This is a genomic window from Geodermatophilus sabuli, from assembly GCF_900215145.1.
Lineage (GTDB): Bacteria > Actinomycetota > Actinomycetes > Mycobacteriales > Geodermatophilaceae > Geodermatophilus > Geodermatophilus sabuli.
In genome coordinates this window covers 353,288-373,967 of sequence record NZ_OBDO01000002.1, presented here as the reverse complement: position 1 = coordinate 373,967, position 20,680 = coordinate 353,288, and the positions used below count along the sequence as shown (strand labels likewise).

The 20,680-nt window shown below is 69.7% G+C and carries 26 protein-coding genes; 3 read left to right on the top strand and 23 right to left on the bottom strand.

Annotation, left to right across the window (positions count from 1 at the left end; translation table 11 throughout):
- Positions 1-27 precede the first annotated feature (27 nt).
- The 22 genes from rplR to rpsL all read right to left on the bottom strand — a co-directional run bounded on the left by rplR (position 28) and on the right by rpsL (position 13,458).
- Positions 28-438, bottom strand: a complete 411-nt coding sequence (gene rplR / locus CRP39_RS07400; RefSeq protein WP_097205703.1) for a 50S ribosomal protein L18 — start codon at positions 436-438, stop codon at positions 28-30.
- Positions 438-977: a 50S ribosomal protein L6 gene (gene rplF, locus CRP39_RS07395; RefSeq protein WP_097205701.1), complete on the bottom strand. Its 540-nt coding sequence runs from the start codon at positions 975-977 to the stop codon at positions 438-440. The genes rplR and rplF overlap by 1 nt, the downstream gene beginning before the upstream one ends.
- Before the next feature lie 12 nt (positions 978-989).
- Positions 990-1,394 (bottom strand): 30S ribosomal protein S8, encoded by a 405-nt coding sequence (gene rpsH, locus CRP39_RS07390; protein WP_425432555.1) that lies wholly within the window; start codon positions 1,392-1,394, stop codon positions 990-992.
- A 182-nt stretch (positions 1,395-1,576) separates the two neighbouring features.
- Positions 1,577-1,762: a type Z 30S ribosomal protein S14 gene (locus CRP39_RS07385; protein WP_089336472.1), complete on the bottom strand. Its 186-nt coding sequence runs from the start codon at positions 1,760-1,762 to the stop codon at positions 1,577-1,579.
- A gap of 22 nt (positions 1,763-1,784) precedes the next feature.
- On the bottom strand, positions 1,785-2,369 hold the full coding sequence (gene rplE, locus CRP39_RS07380; protein ID WP_097205699.1) for a 50S ribosomal protein L5: 585 nt from the start codon (positions 2,367-2,369) through the stop codon (positions 1,785-1,787).
- Between the two features lie 5 nt (positions 2,370-2,374).
- Positions 2,375-2,710 carry a 50S ribosomal protein L24 gene (gene rplX / locus CRP39_RS07375; RefSeq protein ID WP_425432554.1) on the bottom strand — a complete coding sequence of 112 codons (336 nt, stop codon included), beginning with the start codon at positions 2,708-2,710 and terminating at the stop codon, positions 2,375-2,377.
- Between the two features lie 2 nt (positions 2,711-2,712).
- On the bottom strand, positions 2,713-3,081 hold the full coding sequence (gene rplN / locus CRP39_RS07370; RefSeq protein ID WP_097205697.1) for a 50S ribosomal protein L14: 369 nt from the start codon (positions 3,079-3,081) through the stop codon (positions 2,713-2,715).
- A gap of 223 nt (positions 3,082-3,304) precedes the next feature.
- A complete protein-coding gene (gene rpsQ / locus CRP39_RS07365; protein WP_097205695.1) occupies positions 3,305-3,598 on the bottom strand; it encodes a 30S ribosomal protein S17 in 294 nt (97 codons plus the stop codon).
- The gene (rpmC, locus tag CRP39_RS07360; RefSeq protein WP_097194642.1) at positions 3,595-3,828 is read right to left on the bottom strand and encodes a 50S ribosomal protein L29; all 234 of its coding nucleotides are present in this window, start codon (positions 3,826-3,828) and stop codon (positions 3,595-3,597) included. The genes rpsQ and rpmC overlap by 4 nt, the downstream gene beginning before the upstream one ends.
- A complete protein-coding gene (rplP, locus tag CRP39_RS07355; RefSeq protein WP_097205693.1) occupies positions 3,828-4,244 on the bottom strand; it encodes a 50S ribosomal protein L16 in 417 nt (138 codons plus the stop codon). Before rplP ends, rpmC begins: the two co-directional genes overlap by 1 nt.
- A gap of 3 nt (positions 4,245-4,247) precedes the next feature.
- A complete protein-coding gene (gene rpsC / locus CRP39_RS07350; protein ID WP_097205691.1) occupies positions 4,248-5,162 on the bottom strand; it encodes a 30S ribosomal protein S3 in 915 nt (304 codons plus the stop codon).
- Positions 5,162-5,629, bottom strand: a complete 468-nt coding sequence (rplV, locus tag CRP39_RS07345) for a 50S ribosomal protein L22 (RefSeq protein ID WP_097205688.1) — start codon at positions 5,627-5,629, stop codon at positions 5,162-5,164. Before rplV ends, rpsC begins: the two co-directional genes overlap by 1 nt.
- A gap of 20 nt (positions 5,630-5,649) precedes the next feature.
- Entirely contained in the window at positions 5,650-5,931 is a 282-nt protein-coding gene (rpsS, locus tag CRP39_RS07340) for a 30S ribosomal protein S19 (RefSeq protein ID WP_097205687.1), read from the bottom strand.
- 23 nt (positions 5,932-5,954) lie between these two features.
- A complete protein-coding gene (rplB, locus tag CRP39_RS07335) occupies positions 5,955-6,788 on the bottom strand; it encodes a 50S ribosomal protein L2 (RefSeq protein WP_091156717.1) in 834 nt (277 codons plus the stop codon).
- A 43-nt stretch (positions 6,789-6,831) separates the two neighbouring features.
- On the bottom strand, positions 6,832-7,131 hold the full coding sequence (rplW, locus tag CRP39_RS07330) for a 50S ribosomal protein L23 (protein WP_097205685.1): 300 nt from the start codon (positions 7,129-7,131) through the stop codon (positions 6,832-6,834).
- Positions 7,128-7,991, bottom strand: coding sequence for a 50S ribosomal protein L4 (gene rplD / locus CRP39_RS07325; protein ID WP_097205683.1), 864 nt, complete (start codon positions 7,989-7,991; stop codon positions 7,128-7,130). The genes rplW and rplD overlap by 4 nt, the downstream gene beginning before the upstream one ends.
- Entirely contained in the window at positions 7,988-8,653 is a 666-nt protein-coding gene (rplC, locus tag CRP39_RS07320) for a 50S ribosomal protein L3 (protein WP_097205681.1), read from the bottom strand. The genes rplD and rplC overlap by 4 nt, the downstream gene beginning before the upstream one ends.
- Before the next feature lie 15 nt (positions 8,654-8,668).
- Complete coding sequence (gene rpsJ / locus CRP39_RS07315) at positions 8,669-8,974, bottom strand: 30S ribosomal protein S10 (protein WP_012950483.1); 306 nt, start codon at positions 8,972-8,974, stop codon at positions 8,669-8,671.
- 149 nt (positions 8,975-9,123) lie between these two features.
- On the bottom strand, positions 9,124-10,317 hold the full coding sequence (gene tuf, locus CRP39_RS07310; RefSeq protein ID WP_097205679.1) for an elongation factor Tu: 1,194 nt from the start codon (positions 10,315-10,317) through the stop codon (positions 9,124-9,126).
- A gap of 91 nt (positions 10,318-10,408) precedes the next feature.
- The gene (gene fusA / locus CRP39_RS07305; protein WP_097205676.1) at positions 10,409-12,508 is read right to left on the bottom strand and encodes an elongation factor G; all 2,100 of its coding nucleotides are present in this window, start codon (positions 12,506-12,508) and stop codon (positions 10,409-10,411) included.
- A gap of 103 nt (positions 12,509-12,611) precedes the next feature.
- Positions 12,612-13,082, bottom strand: a complete 471-nt coding sequence (gene rpsG / locus CRP39_RS07300) for a 30S ribosomal protein S7 (RefSeq protein ID WP_097205675.1) — start codon at positions 13,080-13,082, stop codon at positions 12,612-12,614.
- Position 13,083: 1 nt separating this feature from the next.
- The gene (rpsL, locus tag CRP39_RS07295; RefSeq protein ID WP_012950487.1) at positions 13,084-13,458 is read right to left on the bottom strand and encodes a 30S ribosomal protein S12; all 375 of its coding nucleotides are present in this window, start codon (positions 13,456-13,458) and stop codon (positions 13,084-13,086) included.
- A gap of 566 nt (positions 13,459-14,024) precedes the next feature.
- Between rpsL and CRP39_RS07290 the strand changes: the two genes are divergently transcribed.
- From CRP39_RS07290 to CRP39_RS07280, 3 genes are all read left to right on the top strand, one after another.
- On the top strand, positions 14,025-14,987 hold the full coding sequence (locus tag CRP39_RS07290; protein WP_097205673.1) for a chymotrypsin family serine protease: 963 nt from the start codon (positions 14,025-14,027) through the stop codon (positions 14,985-14,987).
- 116 nt (positions 14,988-15,103) lie between these two features.
- Positions 15,104-15,319, top strand: coding sequence for a hypothetical protein (locus tag CRP39_RS07285; protein ID WP_097205671.1), 216 nt, complete (start codon positions 15,104-15,106; stop codon positions 15,317-15,319).
- 150 nt (positions 15,320-15,469) lie between these two features.
- Positions 15,470-16,513, top strand: a complete 1,044-nt coding sequence (locus CRP39_RS07280) for an LLM class F420-dependent oxidoreductase (RefSeq protein WP_097205669.1) — start codon at positions 15,470-15,472, stop codon at positions 16,511-16,513.
- Between the two features lie 166 nt (positions 16,514-16,679).
- Here the strand turns inward: CRP39_RS07280 and CRP39_RS07275 are convergent, their stop codons facing one another.
- Entirely contained in the window at positions 16,680-20,582 is a 3,903-nt protein-coding gene (locus tag CRP39_RS07275) for a DNA-directed RNA polymerase subunit beta' (RefSeq protein WP_097205667.1), read from the bottom strand.
- Positions 20,583-20,680 lie beyond the last annotated feature (98 nt).

The following is a 20,680-nucleotide window of genomic DNA, read 5'->3' as shown; positions in this document are numbered from 1 at the left end:
CGATCTGCTCGTTCGCGGTGTAGCTCATCAGAAGTCCAGCCCGCCCTCGCGGGCGCCGTCCGCCAGCGCCGCGATGCGGCCGTGGTACCGGTTGCCGCCGCGGTCGAAGACGACCGCCGCGATCCCGGCGGCCTTGGCACGCTCGGCGACGAGGGCCCCCACCTGGCGGGCCAGGGTGGACTTGTCCCCCTCGGCGGCGCGCAGGCTCGGGTCCAGCGTCGAGGCGCTGACCAGGGTACGGCCGACGGTGTCGTCGACCACCTGGACGTGGATGTGCCGCGAGCTGCGGTGGACCACCAGGCGCGGACGCTCCGGCGTGCCCGAGACCCGCTTGCGCAGCCGGTTGTGCCGGCGCAGGCGGGAGACCCGCCGTGCGGTGCTGATGTCGGTGCCGACGGGCTTGTGCACCCGAGCGGCCGCCTTCTCGGTCTGTGCCATCACTTACCCGTCTTCCCGACCTTGCGCTTGACGACCTCACCCTGGTAGCGCACGCCCTTGCCCTTGTACGGGTCGGGGCGGCGCAGCTTGCGGATGTTGGCCGCGACCTGGCCCACCTGCTGCTTGTCGATGCCGGTCACCCGCAGGCGGGTCGGGGACTCGACGGTGAAGGTGATGCCCTCCGGGGCCTTCACCGGCACCGGGTGGCTGTACCCGAGGGCGAACTCGAGGTCCGAGCCCTTGGCCGCGACGCGGTAACCGACGCCGACGATCTCGAGGGTCTTGGTGTACCCCTCGGTCACGCCGGTGATCATGTTGGCGATCAGGGTGCGCGACAGCCCGTGCAGGGCCCGGCTCTCCCGCTCGTCGTTGGGGCGCTGCACGCTCAGCGTGCCGTCCTCGCCGCGCTCGACGGTGATGGGCGCTGCGACGGTGTGGGTCAGCGAGCCCTTGGGGCCCTTCACGCTGACCGTCCGACCGTCGACCGCGACGTCCACGCCACCGGGCACGGGAATCGGGAGTCGTCCGATCCGTGACATCTGCTCGCTCCCTTACCAGACGTAGGCGAGGACTTCCCCACCCACGCCCTTCTTGTTCGCCTGCCGGTCGGTGAGCAGCCCGGTCGAGGTGGAGATGATGGCCACCCCGAGGCCGCCGAGCACCTTGGGCAGTGCGGTGGACTTGGCGTACACCCGCAGACCGGGCTTGGAGACGCGCCGGACGCCGGCGATGCTCCGCTCACGGTTGGGGCCGTACTTGAGGTCGACGACCAGCTCCTTGCGGGTGGTGCCGTCCTTCTCGACCTCGTTGACGGTCCAGCCGGCGATGTAGCCCTCCTGCTGGAGGATCTCGGCGATGTGCGTCTTCAACTTCGACGACGGCATGGTCGTGGAGTCGTGGTACGCCTGGTTGGCGTTCCGGATCCGCGTGAGCATGTCCGCGATCGGGTCGGTCATCGTCATGGGGTGTGGTGCCTCTCTCGCCGCGGTTCCTCACGCTGTACGCGTGGGCCTCTCGGCGATCGGTGGTGCTCGATTGGTGACGTGCTGGAGCGGCCCCGCTGCAGGGCCACCGTATGGCCCCGTCCCGGGTCCCACCCTGAGCTTGCGGAGGGTGGGGAGGACGGGGTCCTCTTACTTCACCAGCTGGACTTGCGCACGCCCGGGAGCTCGCCCGCGTGGGCCATCTCCCGGAGGCAGATCCGGCACAGGCCGAACTTGCGGAACACCGAGTGCGGGCGACCGCACCGCTGGCAGCGGGTGTACCCGCGGACCGCGAACTTCGGCTTGCGGGCCGCCTTGTTGATCAGCGCCTTCTTGGCCATCTGAGTGTCTCCTCGCCCCGGCTCAGCGGGTGGTGGTCACGACGGGCGAGCCGGCGAACGGGAAGCCCAGCAGGCGGAGGAGCTCGCGACCCTCCTCGTCGTTCGTGGCGGTGGTGACCAGCGTGATGTCCATACCGCGGGGACGGTCGATCTTGTCGACGTCGATCTCGCGGAACATCGACTGCTCGGTCAGGCCGAACGTGTAGTTGCCGTGACCGTCGAACTGCTGCGAGTTGAGCCCGCGGAAGTCACGGATGCGGGGCAGGGCCAGCGACAGCAGCCGGTCCAGGAACTCCCACATGCGGTCACCGCGCAGGGTGACCTTCGCGCCGATCGGCATGCCCTCGCGGAGCTTGAACTGCGCGATGGACTTGCGGGCGCGGACGACGGCCGGCTTCTGGCCGGTGATGGCGGTGAGGTCACGGACCGCGCCGTCCATCAGCTTCGCGTCACGGGTCGCCTCGCCGACGCCCATGTTGACGACGATCTTCGTCAGCCGCGGGATCTGCATGACGTTGTCGTAGTTGAACTCCGACTGCAGCGCCGGGGCGATCTGCTCGCGGTAGTGGGCGAGCATGCGGGGCAGCTCACGGGTGGGTGCGCTCATGGCCGTCAGAGGTCCTTACCGGTGCGCCGCGAGACCCGGATGCTGCGGCCTTCCTCGTCCTTGCGGTAACCGACCCGGGTCGGCTTGTCCTCGGAGTCGATCACCATCACGTTGCTCACGTGGATGGGAGCCTCCTGCGTGACGATCCCGCCCGACTGGGCACCACGCTGGTTGGAGCTGATCCGGGTGTGCTTCTTGACCCGGCCCACGCCCTCGACGAGGACCTTCTGCAGCTTCGGGTAGGCAGCGATGACCCGGCCCTTGGCGCCCTTGTCCTTGCCGGACAGCACGACGACGGTGTCGCCCTTCTTCACCTTCATCGACGGCGTCTTGTCCGCCATGATCACAGCACCTCCGGGGCGAGCGAGATGATCCGCATGAAGCGCTTGTCACGCAGCTCGCGGCCGACCGGGCCGAAGATGCGCGTACCGCGCGGGTCGCCGCTGTCGCGGATGATGACCGCGGCGTTCTCGTCGAAGCGGATGTAGGAGCCGTCCGGACGACGACGCTCCTTGACCGTGCGGACGACGACGGCCTTGACCACGTCGCCCCGCTTGACGCCGGCACCCGGCAGCGCGTCCTTCACGGTGGCGACGATGATGTCGCCGATGCCCGCGTAGCGTCGCCCGGATCCGCCGAGCACCCGGATGCAGAGGATCTCCTTTGCACCGGTGTTGTCGGCGACCCGCAGTCGCGACTCCTGCTGGATCACGTCCTACTCCCAAATCTCAGTGGTGACAGCCGGGCCGGAACGGTGAACCGGCTGTCCGATACCCACGTGCGGACGCACCGGCAGCGTTCTGCCGCCGGTGCGTCCGAGCACGAGTACCGGGATGGGCGCGCACCCGTGGGGCGCGCCAGTCGTCCAGAGTACCTGCTCCTGGACCAGCCCCGGAGGGCCACGTCTCACGAGGCCCGCCCGGGCCCCGCAGGACCTACTTGGCCTTCTCGACGACCTCGACCAGCCGCCACCGCTTGGTGGCCGACGTCGGCCGGGTCTCCATGATCTGCACGCGGTCGCCGATGCCGGCGACCTCCTGCTCGTCGTGGGCCTTCAGCTTGCTGGTGCGACGGATGACCTTGCCGTAGAGGCCGTGCTTCACGCGGTCCTCGACCTCGACGACGATCGTCTTGTCCATCTTGTCGCTGACCACGAGGCCCTCGCGGACCTTGCGGTAGCCGCGGCCGGGGAGGCCGGGGCCGGTCGCAGTCGTCTGCGTCTCGCTCATGCCACACCCTCGTTCGGGGCGACCGAGAGACCCAGCTCGCGCTCGCGCATGATCGTGTAGATCCGGGCGATGTCGCGGCGGACGGTCTGCAGCCGCCTGTTGTTGTCCAGCTGACCGGTGGCCACCTGGAACCGCAGGTTGAACAGTTCTTCCTTCGACTCGCGCAGCCGCGAGGCGAGCTCGTCAGCAGAGAGCTCGCGCAGCTCGGGAGCGGTCAGACCGGCGGCCATCACGCCTCTCCTTCACGAGTGATGAAACGGCACTTCATCGGCAGCTTGTGGATCGCGCGGCGCATGGCCTCGCGGGCCACGGGCTCGGCGACACCGGACAGCTCGAACATGATCCGGCCCGGCTTGACGTTGGCGACCCACCACTCGGGCGAGCCCTTACCGGAACCCATGCGGGTCTCGGCGGGCTTCTTGGTGAGGGGGCGGTCCGGGTAGATGGAGATCCAGACCTTCCCGCCACGACGGATGTGCCGGGTCATGGCGATACGAGCGGACTCGATCTGCCGGTTGGTCACGTACGCCGGCTCGAGGGCCTGGATGGCGTACTCACCGAAGTTGATCTCGGTGCCGCCCTTGGCACGACCCGAACGGCTCGGGTGGTGCTGCTTGCGGTGCTTGACGCGCCGTGGGATCAGCACGTGTCAGCCCTCCGTGTTCTCGGTGGCCGTCGTCTCCGCGGCAGCGGTGGCCTCGGGGCCGGCCGCCTCGGCGACGGTCTGCTCCGGCGCGATCTCGCCGGAGGTCTGTGCCACGACGGCGTCGGTGGTGTCCACGGCCGGCCCGGTCGTCGACTCGGCCGCTGCGCGGCCGGCCTCGGTGCCACCGGCGGTGGTGCCGGAGGACCCGGACCGGCGCTGCGGACGCTGGGCGCGCTCGCGGCGCTGCTGACGGGCGGCGAGGGCCTCGAGGGCCTCACGCTCGGCACGCGAGCCGCTGACGTCGCCCTTGTAGATCCACACCTTCACGCCGATGCGGCCGAAGGTGGTGCGGGCCTCGTAGATGCCGTAGTCGATGTTCGCGCGGAGCGTGTGCAGCGGCACGCGACCCTCGCGGTAGAACTCCGACCGGCTCATCTCGGTGCCGCCGAGGCGCCCGGAGCACTGCACTCGGATGCCCTTGACCTGCGGGCTGCGCTGGGCCGACTGCATGGCCTTGCGCATGGCGCGACGGAAGCTCACCCGGCTGGAGAGCTGCTCGGCGACGCCCTGGGCGACCAGCTGCGCGTCCGACTCGGGGTTCTTCACCTCGAGGATGTTCAGCTGCACCTGCTTGCCGGTGAGCTTCTCGAGCTCGCCGCGGATGCGGTCGGCCTCCGCACCGCGACGGCCGATGACGATGCCCGGCCGGGCGGTGTGGATGTCGACGCGGACCCGGTCACGGGTGCGCTCGATCTCGACCTTGGAGATGCCGGCCCGCTCCATGCCCTTGGACATGAGCTTGCGGATGGCGACGTCTTCCTTGACGTAGTCCTTGTAGAGCTTGTCGGCGTACCACCGGGACTTGTAGTCGGTGGTGATGCCGAGCCGGAACCCGTGCGGGTTGACCTTCTGACCCACTAGCGGGTCCCTCCCCTCGTGTTGCTCTTCTGCTGCTGGGTGGCCGGGCCGGACTGGCCGGTACGGCGGCGAGCGGTGCGCGACTTGCCGGCGAGCTCGTCGCTGGCGGTCACCTCCGCGACCTCGACGGTGATGTGCGAGGTCCGCTTGTTGATGCGGAACGCACGGCCCTGCGCCCGCGGACGGATCCGCTTGAGCGTCGGGCCCTCGTCGACGTACGCGGCGCTCACGACCAGGGCGGCCGGGTCCAGCCGCAGGTTGTGCTCGGCGTTCGCGACGGCGCTGGCCACCACCTTGAGCACCGGCTCACTGGCGGCCTGCGGGGCGAACCGCAGCAGCGCCAGGGCCTCGTCGGTCGGCAGGTAGCGGATGAGGTCCACCACCCGGCGTGCCTTCATGGGGGTGACGCGGACGAACCGGGCCGTGGCCCGGGCGACCGGCGTCTCCTGTCCCACCTGGGAAGTCATTGGAATCTCTCTCTACCTGGTCAGCCGCGCCGGGACCGGCGGTCGTCCTTGATGTGCCCACGGAAGGTGCGCGTGGGCGCGAACTCGCCGAGCTTGTGCCCGACCATCGCCTCGGTCACGAAGACCGGGACGTGCTTGCGGCCGTCGTGCACGGCGATCGTGTGCCCGAGCATGTCGGGGATGATCGTCGAGCGACGCGACCAGGTGCGGATGACGGTCTTGGTGCCCTTGTCGTTCTGCGCGTCCACCTTCTTGAGCAGGTGATCGTCGACGAACGGGCCCTTCTTCAGGCTGCGTGGCATGTCTGTCGGACTCCTCTACCCGCTCAGCGCTTCTTGTTGGTGCGCCGGCGGCGCACGATCAGGGCGTCACTGGCCTTCCGCTTGCGCGTCCGGCCCTCCGGCTTGCCCTTCGGGTTCACCGGGTGGCGACCACCGGAGGTCTTGCCCTCACCACCGCCGTGCGGGTGGTCCACCGGGTTCATGGCGACACCACGGACGGTCGGGCGCTTGCCCTTCCACCGCATGCGGCCGGCCTTGCCCCAGTTGATGTTCGACTGCTCGGCGTTGCCCACCTCGCCGACGGTCGCGCGGCAGCGGACGTCGACGTTGCGGATCTCGCCCGACGGCATGCGCAGCTGCGCGAGACGGCCCTCACGGGCGACCAGCTGGACGCTGGTACCGGCCGAGCGGGCGATCTTCGCGCCGCCACCGGGACGGAGCTCGATGGCATGAACCACGGTGCCCACCGGGATGTTCCGCAGCGGCAGGTTGTTGCCCGGCTTGATGTCGGCCGCGGGGCCGCACTCCACCGTGTCACCCTGCTTCAGGCGGGCCGGCGCGATGATGTACCGCTTCTCGCCGTCGGCGAAGTGCAGCAGCGCGATGCGCGAGGTGCGGTTGGGGTCGTACTCGATGTGCGCGACCTTGGCCGGCACGCCGTCCTTGTCGGCCCGGCGGAAGTCGATCACCCGGTAGGCACGCTTGTGCCCGCCGCCCTGGTGTCGCGCCGTGACCTTCCCGTGGACGTTGCGCCCGCCGCGACCGTGCAGCGGTCGGACCAGCGACTTCTCGGGATGGTCGCGGGTGACCTCGGCGAAGTCGGCGACGCTGGAGCCGCGGCGGCCCGGCGTCGTCGGCTTGTACTTGCGGATAGCCATTGCTGACTCAGTCCTCTATCTCTGGTCCGAACGGTCCCGGCGCTCAGGCGCCGGGACCACCGAAGATCTCGATGCGGTCGCCGGGGGCGAGGGACACGATGGCGCGCTTGGTGTCCTTCCGCTTGCCCATCCCACCCTTGGCCCGCTTGCGCTTGCCCTGGCGGTTGATCGTGTTCACGCCGAGCACCTTCACGTTGAAGATCTGCTCGACCGCGATCTTGATCTGCGTCTTGTTGGCCTCGGGCAGCACGATGAACGTGTACTGGTTGTCGTCCAGCAGCCCGTAGCTCTTCTCCGAGATGACCGGGGACAGCAGGACGTCCCGGGGGTCGCGGACGCTCACTTGGTCTCCTCGCTGGCGCTCGTCGGCCGCGTGAGCGGCGCTGCTGTGCCCTCGGGCGAGCTCGCGAGCTCGCTCGCCGGCTTCTCCTCGGTGGTGTCGCTGTCGAGGTCCAGGTCGGTGGTGCCCTGGGCCGGCTGGATCGACGGGATGGCGCCGGGGACGTCGGGCGTCGTGAGGTCGGGCTTCTCCACCCCACGGCGCTTGCCGGACGTCGGACCGGCCACGAACTCGGCGAGGGCGGTCTCGGTGAAGACCACCTCGTCGGAGACCAGCACGTCGTAGGTGTTGAGCTGCCCGGCCTCGATCAGGTGCACCTGCGGCACGTTGCGCAGGCTCACCCAGTTGAGGACGTCGTCGTGGTCGAGGACGACCAGGACCCGCTTGGCGGAGGTGATCGCCTCGAGGGTGGCCAGCGCGGCCTTCGTCTTCGGGGCGTCCCCGTCGACGAAGGTGCTCACCACGTGCACGCGGTTCTCACGGGCCCGGTCGGAGAGGGCACCGCGGAGGGCGGCGGCCTTCATCTTCTTGGGGGTCCGTTGGGTGTAGTCGCGGGGCTGCGGCCCGTGGACGGTGCCACCGCCCTCGAACTGCGGAGCGCGGGTCGAGCCCTGGCGGGCGCGGCCGGTGCCCTTCTGCCGGTACGGCTTGGCGCCACCGCCGCTGACCTGACCGCGGGTCTTGGTCGCGTGCGTGCCCTGGCGAGCGGCGGCCAGCTGGGCCACCACGACCTGGTGCATGAGCGAGACGTTGGCCGACGCGTCGAAGAGCTCACCGGGCAGCGTCACGCTGCCGGCGGTCTCCCCCGCCGGGGTCCGGACGTCGACCTCACGGTCGGTCCGGGTCTCGGTGGACTGGGTCACTGGTTGTCACTCCCCACGGGGCCGCCCTTGACGGCCGACCGGACGAGCACGAGCCCGCCCTTCGGGCCCGGGATCGCGCCCTTGATCAGCAGCAGCCCGCGCTCGGCGTCCACCTTGTGCACGTTGAGCGACAGGGTCGTCGTCTTCACCGCGCCCATGCGGCCGGCCATGCGCAGGCCCTTGAAGACGCGGCCGGGGGTCGAGGCCCCGCCGATGGAACCGGGCGACCGGTGCTTGCGCTGGGTGCCGTGCGCCGCGCCGAGGCCCTTGAAGCCGTGACGCTTCATGACGCCGGCGGTGCCCTTGCCCTTGCTGGTGCCGATGACGTCGACCTTCGCGACGCCGTCGAGGACCTCGGCGGTCAGCTCCTGGCCGACCGTGTAGCTCGAGGCGTCCGCGGTGCGCAGTTCCACCAGGTGCCGGCGCGGCGTGACGCCCGCCTTGGCGAAGTGCCCACCCTCGGGCCTGTTCACCTTGCGCGGGTCGATCTCACCGAATCCGAGCTGGACGGCGGAGTAGCCGTCGACCTCGGGGGTGCGCACCTGGGTCACCACACACGGACCCGCCTTGACGACGGTCACCGGCACGATGCGGTTGTTCTCGTCGAAGACCTGGGTCATGCCCAGCTTCTCGCCGAGGAGACCACGGAATGTGCTCGCCATGTCTGCTGACTGCCCTTACTGGATGTTGACGTCGACCGAAGCCGGCAGGTCGATGCGCATGAGCGCGTCGACCGTCTTCGGCGTCGGGTCGAGGATGTCGATGAGCCGCTTGTGCGTACGCATCTCGAAGTGCTCCCGCGAGTCCTTGTACTTGTGCGGGGACCGGATGACGCAGTACACGTTCTTCTCCGTCGGCAGCGGCACCGGGCCGACGACGCGCGCACCGGTCTTGGTCACCGTCTCGACGATGCGCCGCGCCGAGGCGTCGATCGCCTCGTGGTCGTAGGCCTTCAGCCGGATGCGGATCTTCTGTCCCGCCATCGCTGTCTTCTGCTCCTGCCGATCGGTGTCTGTACTAGCTGGGAACGCCGGGTGGTCCGAACCGTGATCCGGTCAGGCCCCAGCGGGATGGGCGGTTCCCCGCCCAGGAACGGGCGGCGGCCGCAGTCGGCCGCCGCCCGTCCGGGGTGTTACTTGATGATCTTGGTGACGCGACCAGCGCCGACCGTCCGGCCACCCTCACGGATGGCGAACTTCAGGCCCTCCTCCATGGCGATCGGCTGGATCAGCTCGACCGTCATGTCGGTGTTGTCGCCCGGCATGACCATCTCGGTGCCGGCGGGCAGGGTCACCACACCCGTCACGTCCGTCGTCCGGAAGTAGAACTGGGGACGGTAGTTGTTGAAGAACGGCGTGTGACGGCCGCCCTCGTCCTTCGAGAGGATGAAGACCGAGGCCTCGAAGTTGGTGTGCGGGGTGATGGAACCCGGCTTCACCACGACCTGGCCGCGCTCGACGTCCTCGCGCTTGATGCCGCGCAGCAGCAGCCCGACGTTGTCGCCGGCCTGGCCCTGGTCGAGCAGCTTGCGGAACATCTCGACGCCGGTGACGGTCGTCTTGGTCGAGCTCGGACGGATGCCGACGATCTCGATCTCCTCGGACACCTTGACGATGCCACGCTCCACACGACCGGTCACGACGGTGCCGCGGCCGGTGATGGTGAAGACGTCCTCGACGGGCATGAGGAAGGGCTTGTCGATCTCACGCAGCGGCTCGGGGATCGCGGAGTCGACCGCGTCCATGAGCTCCATGAGCTTGTTGCCCCACTCGGCGTCGCCCTCGAGGGCCTTCAGCGCCGAGACGCGGACCACGGGGACGTCGTCGCCCGGGAACTCGTACTCGCTGAGCAGCTCGCGCACCTCGAGCTCGACGAGCTCGAGGATCTCCTCGTCGTCGACCATGTCGGCCTTGTTGAGCGCCACGACGATGTAGGGGACGCCGACCTGACGGGCCAGGAGGACGTGCTCCTTGGTCTGCGGCATCGGACCGTCGGTCGCCGCGACCACCAGGATGGCGCCGTCCATCTGCGCCGCACCGGTGATCATGTTCTTGATGTAGTCGGCGTGACCGGGGCAGTCGACGTGCGCGTAGTGCCGGCTCTCGGTCTGGTACTCGACGTGCGCGATCGAGATCGTGATGCCACGGGCCTTCTCCTCGGGCGCCTTGTCGATCGAGTCGAAGGCGGACGCCTCGTTGAGGTCCGGGTACTTGTCGTGCAGCACCTTGGTGATCGCCGCGGTCAGCGTGGTCTTGCCGTGGTCGATGTGCCCGATGGTGCCGATGTTGACGTGCGGCTTGGTCCGCTCGAACTTGGCCTTGGCCACTGGGTTCCTCTCCTCGTGGTGTCGCAGTCGTGCGCGAACTCTGGGGTGGGCTGGCTGGGGGGCCGGGCGGGGTGTACCCCCACCCGGCAGGTCACTCGCCGGTCGCCTTGGCGATGATCTCCTTGGCGACGTTCTGCGGGACCTCGGCGTACGAGTCGAACACCATGGTGTAGCTCGCCCGCCCCTGGGTGCGGCTGCGCAGGTCGCCCACGTAGCCGAACATCTCCGAGAGCGGGACCAGGGCCCGGACGACACGGGCGCCGGAGCGCTCCTCCATCGCCTGGATGGTGCCGCGCCGGGAGTTCAGGTCGCCGATGACGTCACCCATGTAGTCCTCGGGGGTGACGACCTCGACGGCCATGAGCGGCTCGAGCAGGGCCGGGCTGGCCTTGCGTGCGGCCTCCTTGAAGACCATCGAGCCGGCGATCTTGAAGGCCATCTCCGAGGAGTCGACCTCGTGGTACTGGCCGTCGACCAGGATCGCCTTGACGCCGACCAGCGGGTAGCCGGCGAGGACCCCGTACTGCATGGCGTCCTGGATCCCCTGGTCCACCGACGGGATGTACTCCCGCGGGATGCGACCACCGGTGACGGCGTTCTCGAACTCGTAGGTCGGGCCGTCGCCACTCACCTCGAGCGGCTCGAGGGTGACCTGCACCTTCGCGAACTGACCGGACCCACCGGTCTGCTTCTTGTGGGTGTAGTCGTACTTCTCGACCCTCTTGCGGATCGTCTCGCGGTAGGCCACCTGCGGCTTGCCGACGTTGGCCTCGACCTTGAACTCGCGCCGCATGCGGTCGACGAGGATCTCCAGGTGGAGCTCGCCCATGCCGGAGATGACCGTCTGACCGGTCTCCTCGTCGAGGCGGACCTGGAAGGTCGGGTCCTCCTCGGCCAGCTTCTGGATGGCCGTGCCGAGCTTCTCCTGGTCGCTCTTGGTCTTCGGCTCGATCGCGACCGAGATGACCGGCGCCGGGAACGTCATCGACTCCAGGATGACCGGCTTCTGCGGGTCGCTGAGCGTGTCACCCGTGGTGGTCTGCTTCAGGCCGACGACGGCGACGATCTGACCGGCACCCACACCCTCGCGCTCCTCGCGCTTGTTGGCGTGCATCTGGTAGATCTTGCCGATCCGCTCCTTGCGGTCCTTGGTGCTGTTGAGCACCGGGGACCCGGAGTTGATCTTGCCGGAGTAGACCCGGATGTAGGTCAGCTTGCCGAGGTGCTGGTCGGTCTGGATCTTGAAGGCCAGCGCGGAGAACGGCTCGCTCTCGTCGGCGTGCCGCAGGACCTCGGTCTCGCCGTCCAGCGCGGTGCCGACGATCGCCTCGATGTCCAGCGGGCTGGGCAGGTAGTCGGTGACCGCGTCGAGCAGGGGCTGGATGCCCTTGTTCTTGAACGCCGTGCCGGTGAGGACCGGGTTGACCTGCGCGGCGATGGTCGCCTTGCGGATCGCGGCCTTCAGGCGCTCGACGGAGATCTCCTCCCCACCGAGGTAGGCCTCCATGAGCTCGTCGTCGAAGTCGGCGATGCCCTCGAGCAGCTTCTCGCGGTACTCGGCGGCCTGGTCGGCGAGCTCGGCGGGGATCTCCTCGACCGCGTAGTCCTCACCCATCTGCGTCTCGCCACGCCAGGTGAGCGCACGCATCTGGACCAGGTCGACGACGCCGATGAAGTCGGCCTCGGCACCGATCGGCAGCTGCAGGACCAGCGGGTTGGCAGCGAGCCGCTCGACCATCATGTCGACGCAGCGGAAGAAGTCCGCGCCGGTGCGGTCGAGCTTGTTGACGAAGCACATGCGCGGGACGCCGTACTTCTCGGCCTGCCGCCACACCTGCTCGGTCTGCGGCTCGACGCCGGCGACCCCGTCGTAGACGGCGACGGCACCGTCGAGCACCCGCAGAGACCGCTCCACCTCGACGGTGAAGTCGACGTGCCCCGGGGTGTCGATGATGTTGATGTCGTGACCGTTCCAGGAGCACTTCGTCGCGGCGGACGTGATGGTGATGCCGCGCTCCTGCTCCTGCTCCATCCAGTCCATCGTGGCCGCGCCGTCGTGGACCTCACCGATCTTGTAGTTGATACCGGTGTAGAAGAGGATGCGCTCGGTCGTCGTGGTCTTGCCGGCGTCGATGTGCGCCATGATCCCGATGTTGCGGGTCTTGGCGAGCTGGGCCTGGCTGTCGGCCATCTGTCTCGTCTCCTCTTTGGTTCGCAGTCCGCGTGCGGTGTCCAGGGGGTGGCCCGGACTACCCGCCGGCCGCGGGGGCTGGCGGAGCCAGCCGCGGTCGCACTTACCAGCGGTAGTGCGCGAAGGCCTTGTTCGACTCGGCCATCTTGTGCGTGTCCTCGCGGCGCTTCACCGCGGCACCGAGGCCGTTGCTGGCGTCGAGGAGCTCGTTCATCAGGCGCTCGGTCATCGTCTTCTCACGACGAGCGCGGCTGTACTGGATCAGCCAGCGCAGGCCCAGCGTGGTGCTCCGTGAGGCACGGACCTCGACCGGGACCTGGTAGGTCGCACCACCGACGCGGCGGCTGCGGACCTCGAGGGCGGGCTTGACGTTGTCCAGCGCCCGCTTGAGCGTGACGACCGGGTCGGTGTCGGTCTTCGTCCGGCAGCCCTCGAGGGCGCCGTAGACGATCGACTCGGCGACCGAGCGCTTGCCGTCGACGAGAACCTTGTTCACCAGCTGGGTCACCAGCGGCGACTGGTACACCGGGTCGGCGACCAGGGGGCGGCGCGGTGCAGGGCCCTTGCGCGGCATGTCAGCTCTTCTCCTTCTTCGCGCCGTACCGGCTGCGAGCCTGCTTGCGGTTGCGGACACCCTGGGTGTCGAGCGAGCCGCGGATGATCTTGTAACGCACGCCGGGGAGGTCCTTCACGCGGCCGCCGCGCACGAGCACCATCGAGTGCTCCTGCAGGTTGTGGCCGACGCCCGGGATGTAGGCGGTCACCTCGATGCCACTCGTGAGACGCACGCGAGCGACCTTGCGCAGCGCCGAGTTGGGCTTCTTCGGCGTCGTCGTGTACACGCGGGTGCACACGCCACGACGCTGAGGGGAGCCCTTCAGCGCCGGGGTCTTGGTCTTCTCGACCTTGTCCTCGCGGCCCTTGCGGACCAGCTGGTTGATCGTGGGCATGGGTGGCCTGGATCTCCTACCTGCGCTGGGTCGTGCTTGTGGACGGTGCTCTGCTGTGCCTGGGTGCCGGTCCTGCTGGGGTCGTACCCGGTGCCGGCCGTGGTCCACCACCGGTCCCCGCGGTCGGGCGTGTCGCCCTTCCCAGGACCGGCCGGCGTTTGGAACCGGATCGGTCGCCCCCCGCGACTCGGCGCCACCACCTACCGGCAGGCGCACCGCGAACGGGAGCAGGCCCAGGGCACCCTGGGCACGGCTGACCACGATACCCGCGTGCTCGGACGCGGTCAAAGCCGGGTCCGCCACATGTCGACAGGCGGTGGGTCAGCCCACCCGCCGGGGTCGTACGGCAGGGTGAACGCCGCACCGACCGGGGGTGTTCCCGCGGCGGACGGACCCGACCGGCGGCCCGGCGGTGGCGCGACTGTACCGGTCACGCCGCGTCGGAGAGGTGCTCCGCACGCTCCGACACCCACCCCGGCTGGGCCGATGGCGACCGACGCGCGACTGTCGTACCCCGGCCCTACCGTCGGTGGCAGGACGCCCACCGAACGCCACCGGAGGATCCCGTGCACGTCGACCTCGCCCGCGAGCTCAAGGCCCATCTGTCGGCTCGCCTGGCCGAGGCAGGTCCGGTCAGCGCCAGCGCCCTGGCCGGTTGGGCCCGCCCGGCGCTCGGCCTGGCACCCATCGGCCCCGGCCGGGCCCACCTGGCCATCCGCGTCACCGCCAAGGACGACGCCGACCTCCTGCTCAACGGCCTGGACGACGCCGTGCTGGAGGAGGTGGACGTCCGGGTGATCGGCGCGGTGCGGGCGCTGTCCTCCCCCACCCCGGGCGAGCTCCAGCGCCGCACCCGGCCGCTGCACCCTGGGCTGTCGGTGGCCCACTCGACAGTCAGCGCTGGCACGCTGGGCGGCTTCGTGCGCGTGGACGGCCGGCTCGGCCTGCTGTCGAACAACCACGTCCTCGCGGCCACGGACTCGGCCGCCGTCGGGGACGCGGTCCTCCAGCCCGGGCCGGCGGACGGCGGCCGCGACGCCGACCGGGTCGCCACCCTCGCCGCCTTCGTCCGGTTCCGCGAGGACGGTCGGGCCAACCTCGTCGACGCCGCGGTCGCCGCGCTGGACCCCGAGGTCCCCGTCGAACCCGGCCGGCTCCCCGGCGGCCCGCTGGAGGGCGAGGTGCCCGCGATGGACGACGTCGACCCGGACGAGCAGGTCGAGAAGGTGGGCCGCACGACGGCGCACACCATCGGCCGGATCACCGCCGTGGAGGTGGACGGCGTGAGCGTGCAGTACGACCGAGGCGTGCACGTCTTCGACGACCAGGTGGAGATCGAGGGGCTCAGCGGCAGCTTCAGCGACGGCGGGGACAGCGGCTCGGTCATCTGGCGCAGCTCGGACCGCGCACCGCTGGGCCTGCTCTTCGCGGGCAGCGAGACCGGGGGCCGCAACGGCGGCGGTGTCACGTTCGCCAACCCGCTGAGCACGGTCCTGGAACTGCTCGAACTGCAATGGGTCGCCTCGTAGAAGGAGGCCCCTGCCCCGCCACGCGCCGGTTCGATGCGGGACCCTGCCTGTGGGCCGCCGCCGTACGACCGGTCAGGGGCTGTCGTGTTCGGGGGTTCGGGGGCACCATGGGTAGCATGACTGACCGCGCCTCCGCCCGAGCCGCCAAGAGCGCCCTCAGCGCCCGGCTGGCCACCGTCCCGGGCGTGGTCGGCGTCGGGCTCGCCCGGCGTGACAGCGGCTACGTGGTGAAGGTCGACCTCGCGGACCCGGGTGTGGCCAGCCGCGTCCCAGGGGACGTCGACGGCGTCCGCGTGGTCACCGAGGTCGTCGGGGTGGTCCGCGCCCTCTGAAGGAACACCCCGCCTCCCCGACCCTCGTGGGAGGACCCCGTCCCCCTCGCAGGCTCGGGGCCGGACCCGGGCCGGGGCCCTGGAGGGGGCCGTACGTGCCGATACGGTCGTGCCGGCGCCACCGGGGTGCCGCCGACCTGAGGAGTGCACGTGCGCATCGGCATCCAGGCCAGCTACAGCGGGGGGTTCCGCGAGACCGCCGCGGAGATCCGTGACCTCGAGTCCGCCGGCCTCGACCTGGCGATGGTGGCGGAGGTCTACACCTTCGACGCGGTGAGCCAGCTCGGCTACCTGGCCGCGGTCACCGAGCGACTCGAGCTCATGAGCGGCATCTTCCCCATCTACAGCCGCACGCCGGCGCTGACCGCGATGACGGCGGCCGGGCTGGACTTCGTCTCCGGTGGCCGCTTCACCCTCGGGCTGGGCGCCTCCGGCCCGCAGGTCATCGAGGGCTGGCACGGCGTCCCCTACGACGCTCCGCTGCAGCGCACCCGCGAGATCGTGGAGATCTGCCGGCAGGTGTGGCGCCGTGAGCGGCTGGCGCACGAGGGGCCGAAGTACACCATCCCGCTCCCGCCCGAGCAGGGCACCGGTCTCGGCAAGCCGCTGAAGCTGATCAACACGCCGGTTCGCGAACGCATCCCCGTGCTGCTCGCCGCCCTCGGCCCCAAGAACGTCGAGCTGGCTGCCGAGATCGCCGAGGCGTGGGAGCCGATCTTCTTCGTGCCGGAGAAGGCGGCGTCGGTGTGGGGCCAGTCCCTGGCCACGGGTAGGGCCAAGCGCGACGCCGCGCTGGGCGAGCTGCAGGTGGTGACCGGTGTGCCCGTGGCGATCGGGGACGACGCCGAGGGCATGCTCGACCTCGTGCGGCCGTCACTCGCGCTCTACATCGGCGGGATGGGCGCCCGCGGCAAGAACTTCTACAACGACCTCGCCCGGCGCTACGGCTACGAGGACGAGGCCCGGACCATCCAGGACCTGTACCTCGACGGCAAGAAGGACGAGGCCGCGGCGGCGGTGCCCGAGGAGCTGGTCCGCGCCACCTCTCTGATCGGACCGGAGTCGTACGTGGCCGAGCGCGTCGCCGCCTTCCGCGAGGCCGGGGTGACCACCCTGATGCTGCAGCCCCTCGACGACAGCCGGGAGAGCCGGCTCCGCACGGTGGAGACGATGCGCCGCATCACGGACCGCTGAGCACCCTGCCCTGAGGGAGCAGCCGGGTTCCGTCACGTGCCCTCGACGGACGCCCTCAGCCGCCTGATGAGGGCTGGCGCCCCGCCTGATCATGGCTCGGTCACGTGACACGACAGGGCCCCGCGGACCTGACGGTCCGCGGGGCCCTGTCATGCACTACCGGAGATCAGCCCCGCCAGTCGTACTCCTCGAGGCGCACGGCCTCGCCGGTGCCCTGACCGAAGACATCCGGGCTGTAGTACTGCCCGTCGTCGTACCCGGCCATGGTGTACACCGCGGCGCGGGCCTCCTCGGTCGGCTCGACCGTGATGTTCCGGTAGCGGCTGATGCCGGTACCGGCCGGGATGAGCTTCCCGATGATCACGTTCTCCTTGAGGCCGAGCAGGCTGTCGCTCTTCCCCTGGATCGCGGCGTCGGTGAGCACCTTGGTCGTCTCCTGGAAGGAGGCGGCCGACAGCCAGGACTCGGTCGCGAGCGAGGCCTTGGTGATGCCCATGAGCACCGGGCGGGCCGAGGCCGGCTCGCCACCCTCGGCGACGACCCGACGGTTCTCGGTCTCGAACAGCGTCCGCTCGACCAGCGCCCCGGGCAGGAACTCCGTCGCGCCCGAGTCGATGATGGTCACCCGCTTCAGCATCTGCCGGATGATCACCTCGATGTGCTTGTCGTGGATCGACACACCCTGGCTGCGGTAGACCTCCTGGACCTCGCGGACCAGGTGCAGCTGCACCTCGCGCGGGCCCATGATCCGCAGCACCTCGTGCGGGTCGACCGCACCCTCGGTGAGCTGCTCGCCGACCTCGACGTGGCCGCCGTCCTCGACCCGCAGCCGCGACCGGCGCGACAGCTTGTCGTAGACGACCTCGTCGGAGCCGTCGTCCGGGGTGATCGTGAGCTTCCGGAACTGCTCGCCGTCCTCGATGCGGACGGTGCCGGCCAGCTCGGCGATCGGCGCCTTGCCCTTGGGGACGCGGGCCTCGAAGAGCTCCACGACACGGGGCAGACCGTGGGTGATGTCCTCACCCGCGACACCACCGGTGTGGAAGGTGCGCATCGTCAGCTGCGTGCCGGGCTCACCGATCGACTGGGCGGCGATGATGCCGACCGCCTCGCCGACGTCCACCAGCTTTCCGGTCGCCAGCGACCGGCCGTAGCAGGTGGCGCAGGTGCCGAGCAGCGACTCGCAGGTCAGGACGCAGCGGACCTTGACCTCGGCGACACCGGCGTCGATCAGCGTCTGGATCAGCACGTCACCCAGATCGGAGTTCGCCTGGGCGACGACGGTCCCGTCCTCGGCGACCACGTCGGCGGCCAGCGCACGGGCGTACACGCTGGTCTCGACGTGCGCGTCGCGGGTCAGCTGGCCGTTCACCACGGTGCCGATCGGCATGATCACGCCGCGCTCGGTGCCGCAGTCCTCCTCGCGGATGATGACGTCCTGGGAGACGTCGACCAGCCGGCGGGTGAGGTACCCGGAGTCGGCGGTACGCAGCGCAGTGTCGGCCAGGCCCTTGCGGGCACCGTGCGTGGAGATGAAGTACTCCAGCACCGACAGGCCCTCCCGGAAGTTGGCCTTGATCGGCCGCGGGATGATCTCGCCCTTCGGGTTGGCGACCAGGCCGCGCATACCGGCGATCTGGCTGATCTGCATCATGTTGCCTCGGGCGCCCGAGTTGACCATGACCCAGACCGGGTTGGTGGTCGGGAAGTTGTCCACCATCGCCTGGCTGACCTCGGCCCGCGCGCGGGTCCAGATCTCGATCAGCTCGCCGCGACGCTCGGCGTCGGTGATGACACCGCGCTCGTACTGCTTCTCGATCTGCCGCGCCTCGGCCTCGTGCCGGTCCAGGATCTCCTGCTTGGCCGGCGGGGTGACCACGTCGTCGATGGCGATCGTGATCCCCGCGCGGGTGGCCCAGTGGAACCCGGCGGACTTGAGGGCGTCCAGCGTCGCCGCGACCTGCACCTTGGGGTAACGCTCGGCGAGGTCGTTGACGATCGCCCCGAGCTCCTTCTTCGGCACCTGGTAGTTGACGAAGCGGTAGTCCTCGGGCAGGGCCTCGTTGAACAGCACGCGGCCCAGGCTGGTGGAGACGAGCGCCGACTGACCGGGCTCCCAGCCCTCCGGGGCGACCCACGGCTCGTTGGGGCCGTTGTCGACGCCGAAGACCTCGTCGAGGCGGATGAGCACCCGCTCCTGCAGGCCGAGCGCACCCTTGTCGTAGGCCATGACCGCCTCGGCGGTCGTCGAGTACGACTTGGGCAGCTCGCCCTCGGCCAGCTCCACCGACCCGGTGAGGGTCGTCAGGTGGTAGAGGCCCAGCACCATGTCCTGGGTCGGCGCGGTGATCGGACGACCGTCGGCCGGGCTCAGGATGTTGTTGCTGGACAGCATGAGGATGCGGGCCTCGGCCTGCGCCTCGGCCGACAGCGGCAGGTGCACCGCCATCTGGTCGCCGTCGAAGTCCGCGTTGAACGCGGTGCACACCAGCGGGTGGATCTGGATGGCCTTGCCCTCGACCAGCTGCGGCTCGAAGGCCTGGATGCCCAGGCGGTGCAGGGTCGGCGCGCGGTTCAGCAGCACCGGGTGCTCGGTGATGACCTCCTCGAGCACGTCCCACACGACGGGGCGGGCGCGCTCGACCATGCGCTTGGCGGACTTGATGTTCTGCGCGTGGTTGAGGTCCACCAGCCGCTTCATGACGAAGGGCTTGAACAGCTCCAGCGCCATCTGCTTGGGCAGACCGCACTGGTGCAGCTTCAGCTGCGGGCCGACGACGATGACCGAACGGCCGGAGTAGTCGACGCGCTTGCCGAGCAGGTTCTGGCGGAACCGGCCCTGCTTGCCCTTGAGCAGGTCGCTCAGGGACTTCAGGGGACGGTTGCCCGGGCCGGTGACCGGCCGGCCGCGACGGCCGTTGTCGAACAGCGCGTCCACGGACTCCTGGAGCATCCGCTTCTCGTTGTTGACGATGATCTCCGGCGCGCCCAGGTCGAGCAGCCGCTTGAGGCGGTTGTTCCGGTTGATCACCCGGCGGTAGAGGTCGTTCATGTCACTGGTGGCGAAGCGGCCACCGTCGAGCTGCACCATCGGGCGCAGGTCCGGCGGGATGACCGGGACGCAGTCCAGCACCATGCCCATGGGCGAGTTGCGGGTCTGCTGGAACGCCGCGACGACCTTCAGCCGCTTGAGGGCCCGCAGCTTGCGCTGGCCCTTGCCGCTGCGGATGGTCTCGCGCAGCGAGGCGGCCTCGGCGTCGAGGTCGAAGTCGGCGAGCAGCTTCTGCAGCGCCGCGGCACCCATGCCGCCCTCGAAGTACTCACCGAAGCGGTCGCGCAGCTCGCGGTAGAGGCCCTCATCGGCGATGAGCTGTTTGACCTCGAGCTTGCGGAAGGTGTCGAGCACCTCCTCGAGGCGGTCGATCTCCCGCTGGGCGCGGTCGCGCAGCTGGCGCATCTCGCGCTCGCCGCCCTCCCGCACCTTGCGCCGGACGTCGGACTTGGCGCCCTCGGCCTCGAGCTCGGCGAGGTCGGCCTCCAGCTTCTGCTGGCGGGCCTCGACGTCGGCGTCGCGGCGGCCCTCGAGGTTGTGCTTCTCCGCGCTGATCTCGGCCTCGATGGTCGGGAGGTCGCGGTGGCGCGCCTCGTCGTCGACCGAGGTGATCAGGTAGGCGGCGAAGTAGATGATCTTCTCGAGGTCCTTGGGCGCGAGGTCGAGCAGGTAGCCCAGGCGCGAGGGGACGCCCTTGAAGAACCAGATGTGGGTGACCGGAGCGGCCAGCTCGATGTGGCCCATCCGCTCGCGGCGGACCTTGGCCCGGGTCACCTCGACGCCGCAGCGCTCGCAGATGATGCCCTTGAACCGGACCCGCTTGTACTTACCGCAGTAGCACTCCCAGTCCCGGGTGGGACCGAAGATCTTCTCGCAGAAGAGACCGTCCTTCTCCGGACGCAGCGTCCGGTAGTTGATGGTCTCGGGCTTCTTCACCTCACCGTGGCTCCACTGGCGGATGTCGTCGCCGGTGGCCAGACCGATGCGGAGCTCGTCGAAGAAGTTGACGTCGAGCAAAGTGATGACCCCTTTCCGGGGCTCGTTACTGGACTCTTATCCGATGTCTTGGCTGGAAGGCCCCCTCCGGGATCCCCTGAGCTTGCGAAGGGGATCCC